The organism is Pantoea sp. CTOTU49201, from assembly GCF_032054795.1.
Lineage (GTDB): Bacteria > Pseudomonadota > Gammaproteobacteria > Enterobacterales > Enterobacteriaceae > Pantoea > Pantoea symbiotica.
In genome coordinates, this window is record NZ_DAMBSA010000312.1 from 1 (window position 1) to 5,619 (window position 5,619).

The 5,619-nt window shown below is 53.8% G+C and carries 6 protein-coding genes and 1 pseudogene; 3 read left to right on the forward strand and 4 right to left on the reverse strand.

All coding sequences use genetic code 11. From position 1 onward, the window contains the following. The 3 genes from RTY00_RS18565 to RTY00_RS18575 all read right to left on the reverse strand — a co-directional run. The coding region (locus RTY00_RS18565) for an ATP-binding cassette domain-containing protein (RefSeq protein ID WP_312665416.1) at positions 1-383 on the reverse strand (383 nt) is incomplete at its 3' end. Continuing rightward, the gene (locus RTY00_RS18570; protein ID WP_312665417.1) at positions 380-1,039 is read right to left on the reverse strand and encodes a TenA family protein; all 660 of its coding nucleotides are present in this window, start codon (positions 1,037-1,039) and stop codon (positions 380-382) included. The genes RTY00_RS18570 and RTY00_RS18565, both read right to left, overlap by 4 nt. After that, complete coding sequence (locus RTY00_RS18575) at positions 1,039-1,884, reverse strand: BtpA/SgcQ family protein (RefSeq protein WP_312665418.1); 846 nt, start codon at positions 1,882-1,884, stop codon at positions 1,039-1,041. Before RTY00_RS18575 ends, RTY00_RS18570 begins: the two co-directional genes overlap by 1 nt. A gap of 28 nt (positions 1,885-1,912) precedes the next feature. Here RTY00_RS18575 and RTY00_RS18580 point away from each other — a divergent pair, with 28 nt between their 5' ends. Continuing rightward, on the forward strand, positions 1,913-2,782 hold the full coding sequence (locus RTY00_RS18580; RefSeq protein WP_312665419.1) for a PfkB family carbohydrate kinase: 870 nt from the start codon (positions 1,913-1,915) through the stop codon (positions 2,780-2,782). 4 nt (positions 2,783-2,786) lie between these two features. Here RTY00_RS18580 and RTY00_RS18585 read toward each other — a convergent pair whose 3' ends face one another. Next, positions 2,787-3,737 carry a substrate-binding domain-containing protein gene (locus tag RTY00_RS18585; RefSeq protein WP_312665420.1) on the reverse strand — a complete coding sequence of 317 codons (951 nt, stop codon included), beginning with the start codon at positions 3,735-3,737 and terminating at the stop codon, positions 2,787-2,789. A gap of 384 nt (positions 3,738-4,121) precedes the next feature. On the opposite strand from RTY00_RS18585, the gene RTY00_RS18590 reads away from it, so the two are divergent. Together RTY00_RS18590 and RTY00_RS18595 are read left to right on the forward strand one after the other, a co-directional pair. Continuing rightward, complete coding sequence (locus tag RTY00_RS18590) at positions 4,122-5,150, forward strand: LacI family DNA-binding transcriptional regulator (protein WP_312665421.1); 1,029 nt, start codon at positions 4,122-4,124, stop codon at positions 5,148-5,150. 370 nt (positions 5,151-5,520) lie between these two features. Then, positions 5,521-5,619, forward strand: a pseudogene (locus tag RTY00_RS18595) (sugar ABC transporter ATP-binding protein); the annotation flags it as partial.

Here is a 5,619-nt window from a genome sequence, read left to right on the forward strand (position 1 = left end):
TGATCGACCTGCTCGCGCATTTCCCGGCGACGCAGAAACGGAATGCCCAGCACGCGCCGCTTGAGTTCACGGCCTAGAAACACGTTTTCCGCGATGCTGAGGTTCTCCGCCAGCGCCAGCTCCTGATAAATGGTGGCGATGCCGTGTTCGGATGCCTGGCGCGGCGAGGTGAATTTCACTGCTTTGCCCTCGATCCACAGTTCGCCATCGCTGGCGCTGTAGGCACCAGACAGCACTTTGGTGAAGGTCGATTTACCTGCGCCGTTGTCGCCCAGCAGCGCCAGCACTTCACCGCGATGAATACTGAGATTGACCTGATTAAGGGCGGTTAAGGCGCCAAAGCGTTTGCAGATGTTGCGCGCTTCAATAAAACAGCTGCTCATCTCGCCTCCTCGCAGCTGAGATAGGCGGCGCTGTGGAAATCGATTTCCCACTGCAGCACCTGCGCGTAGAGATCGGACAAGCGCTGCTTATCTTCTTCCGTCAACGCCAGCGCGGCGCGATCCAGCTCGTCTTTCAGCCACAGCGCCTGCTGGTGAAACGCCTCTTCGGCATGCATATCGACCCAATGACGAATGTCGTCATCCAGCAGCGGCTGAGTACTGACGCGCGCGCACCAGTGGTAATACATCCACTCGGCACCAAACATCAGCGTGAGGATTTCGGCGAAACTGCCCTGCTTTGCCACGGTAAACATGCCATCGCGGAACGCGGTGACGCCGGGCAGATCGTCGGGATAATCCATTGGGTTGATGTTGCGACGTGCCAGCACCTCTTCGAACCAGGCGATTTGCGTGTCCACCAGCGCATTCAACACGCCGATTAACCAGCGCTGCTGACGGATATCCGGCGCTTTGCTCACCGCCAGCGCGAAGATATTGATGGCGGTTGCGACGAAGTTGCCTTCAAACACCAGATAGCGATTAAACACTGCGTCGGTCAGCTGATTGCGCTCGATGTCCAGCACAAACTGATGCTGCTGCATCGCCTGCCACAGTTTGTCGTGCTGCTGCAAAAGCTGGTCAGTGAAACTGTTCATCACGCGTCCTCCAGCGCCGCTTGCGCCACGGACATAAAGTGCTTCACGCGTTCCAGCTCAACCTCGTTCCACCACACGCCGTCGACTTTCAGGGTGCTGGCAACGATCACGCCTTGGGTGCGACCCAGAATCTGGCAAACGTTGGCGGGCGTGACGCCGGAACCGACCAGCAGCGGCAGCTCGGTGGCGGCGCGGATTTCGTCAATCTCATCCAGCGTGGCGCTGTCGCCGGTACGTTGTCCGGTGGCGATCACCGCATCGGCTTCAAAGAAATCGACGTCGCGCGTCAGCTCCTGGATCGAGCGGTCGGCAACAATCGCGTGGCTACCGTGTTTGACGTGGCTGTCGGCAAACACGCGGATATGTTCGGCGCGCAGCTGGCTGCGATAGCGCAGCGCTTTCGCCGCCGCACCTTCAATAAAGCCTTCGTTGGCGATATAGGCGTTGGCCCATTGATTGACGCGCACAAAATCCGCGCCGCCGGCTAAGGCGGTAGCAAAGGCGGGAATGGCAGCATTCGCCAGTACGTTAATGCCCAACGGCACGCCAAAGCGCTCGCGAATCTTTTCGGTGATCACCGCCATAAAGGCAGCGGTTTCCGGTCCAATATCGTCCGGCTTGGCAAAGGGAATATCGCCGTGGTTTTCAATAATCAAACCGTGCACGCCACCGGAAATATAATTATCGGCATCGCGCAGCGCACGCTCAATAATAGCCAAAAGCGGTTTCCCACGATATTTTGGTGCACCCGGAAAAGCATCGCAATGCACAACACCAATCACGGATTTCTTTCTGGAAAAAATATCTTGTATTGCGCTGGTTTTTCCTGCTGATATAGAAACCATCTTCTTCACCTTATTAACGAGAACCATTATGCAAATTTATGTTGCAGGGAATATTGTTGTTGATGAAACCTGGTCTATTGGCGATTTGCCGCAAAAAGGCGCATCAATTCACGGCGCAAAAACCTCGCAGGATATTGGCGGCAAAGGCGCCAATCAGGCGATTGTTATTGCTCGCTGTGGTCTCGAGACAAAATTAATTGCCGCAATCGGTCACGACAGTAACGGACAATGGCTACGTGAGAAAATAGCGCATGAGCCGGTTAAGCTGTTTCCCACTGAATATTCTTCACCACACAGCGACTCCTCAATTATTCTCAACAGCAGCGATGGCGATAATGCCATTATTACCACTACCGCAGCGGCAGATGCATTAACCGTCGAACAGATGTTGCCTTTTTTAGCCGATGCGCAGAAAGGCGATATATTGCTGCAACAGGGCAACTTCTCGGTTGAGAAAACCCGTCTTCTTTTTATGTGGGCAAAAGCCAACAGCATGAAAACGGTATTTAATCCCTCGCCGGTCAATCCTGACTTCGCCCAACTTTGGCCGCTGGTGGATATCGCGGTGGTTAACCAGATGGAAGCTGAGCTGCTGCAACCGGCTGGCGTAAGCAGCTTAGTGATTACCCAAGGCGCGCAAGGCGCATGGCTAATCACTGAAACCGAGCGCCACTTCTGTCCGGCATCACCGGTCAACGCGGTGGACAGCACCGGCGCGGGAGATACCTTCCTCGCCGTGCTGATCGCCTCCTCGCTACTGCGCGGCGTGGAGCCCGATGCGCTTGCCCTGCAGCATGCCAGCCAGGCTGCCGCTATTACCGTGAGTCGTACCGGCACCGTTAACGCTTTTCCCAACCAGCAGGAACTCGCTGCGCTGCTGGCCACGCGCAGCGAGTGATCGGTTACTTAAACAGCGGACGGTAGGTATCAACGTTCGCTTTGGTTACCACGGTGGCCGGCACCAGAATGGTTTTGCTCACTGTTTTGCCTTCAGAGAGCGCGTTGAGGGCTTTCAGCGCCTCTTCACCCATCTTTTTCGGATCCTGCTGCAACACGGCGGTGACGTAGCCGCCATCAATACCGCTAATGGCTTTGGCCGTCAGATCCCAGCCAAACACTTTGATGTCTTTCTGCCGGCCCTGGTTTTCCACCGCCGCGATTGCACCGAGCAGTGCCGGTTCGCCAGTAGCGTAAATCGCGGTTAAATCAGGGTTACCAGTAATCAGGTTTTCCGCAGCCGTCATGGCGTTGTCCTGAATATTCTGCCCATCCACCACATCGGCGACGGTGATTTTGCTGTTGCTTTTAATCGTCTCTTCAAAGCCTTTCTGGCGCTGGTTCTGAATCGCCGAGTTCAATGCGCCAACAATGCCGAGACGCGCTTTGCCGCCCATCTCTTTCGCCACGTAATCGACGAAATATTTACCGAGGATTTTGCCGCCTTCGAGATTATCTACGCCAACCTGTGCCGCTTGTGGACCTGCCGGTAATACCGCATCAATGGCAATGACTGGAATTTTAGCCGCAGCGGCTTCTTTAATGGCGGGCATAATGCCGTTGACGTCTATCGCATCAACCAAAATACCTTTCACACCTTGCTGAATATAGTTTTCAATCGCATCGTTCTGCGCCACCGGATTATCGGTCGCGTTAAAGATAACCAGATCTTTACCGCTGGCTTTTGCGGCTTCTTGTGCGCCCTGATTCATCAGATTAAAAAACAGCGCCTGCTGATTAATTTGTACTAACGCATAAGTCGGCGCGGCCTGCGCCAGGGAGAAAAATGAACCCGCAGAAATTAAGGTGGAAGCCAAAACCAATGAACGCAGTTTTCCGGTGAAAGATAACATCATGGTGTTCCTCGTCGGGAATAAATAATAATCAGCGTTTCCCAGCGTTAAGACACTGAGATTATTTTTGGCGGGCAAATATCGATGGTGTGATTAAAGCGACCTGCTTAAGTTTGTTTCGGCAACCCATCCGCTAGGAATACCTGGTGAAATAACTTAAGTCGGTTTGGGAATGAATTCCCGGTAATGCGGTAAACTGTGCATACAATTCGCTGAGTGACTTTTTTTGTCAAGTGTTTATTTGGCGGCGGATGTGTAATGATTAACAACAATTAAGTAAGCGGTCGTCATAAATGGCGATTACGCGACAGTCGGGTTTGTAGGGTCGCCATTAATGGCGACCTTACGGCGACCTTGCAACCCCCACACGATGATCCTGACGTAATTATGGCGAGGAACATGAATTCAAAACGCGTGTTGTTATCCGACGTGGCACAATTAGCCGGGCTTTCAAAAGCCACGGTCTCTCGCTATATGAATCACAGTATCGTCTTGCCGCAGGAGACGATTGACCGCATCGAAGCGGCGATTCGCCAGCTCGATTATCGCGGCAACAGCCTGGCGCGACGCCTGAGCAAAGGCGGCAGCGAAACCCTGGGTTTGGTGCTGCCCGATATCACCAACTCCTTCTTTGCCGAACTGGCCGATGCCGCAGAAGAAGCGGCGTCGGCGCGCGGTTACAGCTTGGTGCTGTGCATCACCCGCAACAATCCCGACAAAGAAGCGCAGTTCATTCGCTGGCTGGATACGCGTCAGGTGGATGGCCTGCTGTTTACCACCAACCGGCCAGATAACGGCGTGTTGCGTAAAGAAATTCAGCGCCATCAGCATATCGTGTTGCTGGATGAGGATATTCCCGGCAGCAGCGTGCCTAAAGTGTTTGCCGATAACGTACAGGGCGGACGCATCGCCACCGAACAGCTGATCGCCGCTGGACATCATCATGTCGCCTTTATTGGTGGCCCGGAACAGTTGATGAGCGTGCGCGAACGTTATCTCGGCTTCTGCACCGCCATGAAGCAGGCCGGTTTGCCGGTTCCTGCCGAATGGGTGATGTACGGCAACTACGAACGTGAATTTGGCCAACAGGCTTTGCAGCAGCTATTCAGTCAGTCGCCTCGCCCTTCTGCGGTGTTTGCGGCCAGCGATTATCTGGTGCTGGGATTGCTGGACGGTTTGCGCGCCAGTGGCTTACAGGCACCGGAAGCGCTTTCGCTGGTCGGCTTTGATGATGCCAACTACACCGACCTGACGCAGCCGCGTATCTCCACTATTCGCCAACCCGCGCGGGAACTGGGTTATACCGCCGTGGACATTATGCTGCGCCTGCTGAATAACGACGTTAATATCCCGCTGGAAACACGTCTGCCCGTCGAATGGGTCGGCCGCGATTCGATCCAAATCTGCCATCCCTGATCCACGATGGCGCAAAATTGCACAACTTTGGCGCAAAAGTTGATCGATATAATGAATTTGAGCGCAATCAGGTAAACCGGTTTACTCAACAATAAATTTTTAACCTGCTGAATCGCAATGTGTTTTAAGCAGGCTAAACTGACTAAATTCTAACCTGGCACAGAAGCTGCAATGTTCCCAGCGGCAAACAAATATCGTTGTAATCCATTGCTCTGGAAGTGCGGCCAGTGATTTAACTGACAGGTAAACCGGTTTACTAGACTGTAAATCGTGTCAGTTAAGCCATTTTCGCGTTAACAGGCAAAATTCCCGGCAACCGATTGGGAGTGTTCAGATGCAGCAGCCACACGCTACCCCAGCGCGGGTAGAGATGATTAACATCACCAAAACTTACGGTTCGATACGATCCCTGCGCGGCGTCAATCTGCAACTGGCGCCGGGCGAAGTGCTGGGCTTAGTCGGCGACAAC

What these genes read in the sequence shown, in the direction of transcription:
- RTY00_RS18570 (WP_312665417.1), bottom strand. Translation starts at nt 1,039, where the DNA reads ATGAACAGTTTCACTGACCAGCTTTTGCAGCAGCACGACAAACTGTGG.
- RTY00_RS18575 (WP_312665418.1), bottom strand. Translation starts at nt 1,884, where the DNA reads ATGGTTTCTATATCAGCAGGAAAAACCAGCGCAATACAAGATATTTTT.
- RTY00_RS18580 (WP_312665419.1), top strand. Translation starts at nt 1,913, where the DNA reads ATGCAAATTTATGTTGCAGGGAATATTGTTGTTGATGAAACCTGGTCT.
- RTY00_RS18585 (WP_312665420.1), bottom strand. Translation starts at nt 3,737, where the DNA reads ATGATGTTATCTTTCACCGGAAAACTGCGTTCATTGGTTTTGGCTTCC.
- RTY00_RS18590 (WP_312665421.1), top strand. Translation starts at nt 4,122, where the DNA reads ATGGCGAGGAACATGAATTCAAAACGCGTGTTGTTATCCGACGTGGCA.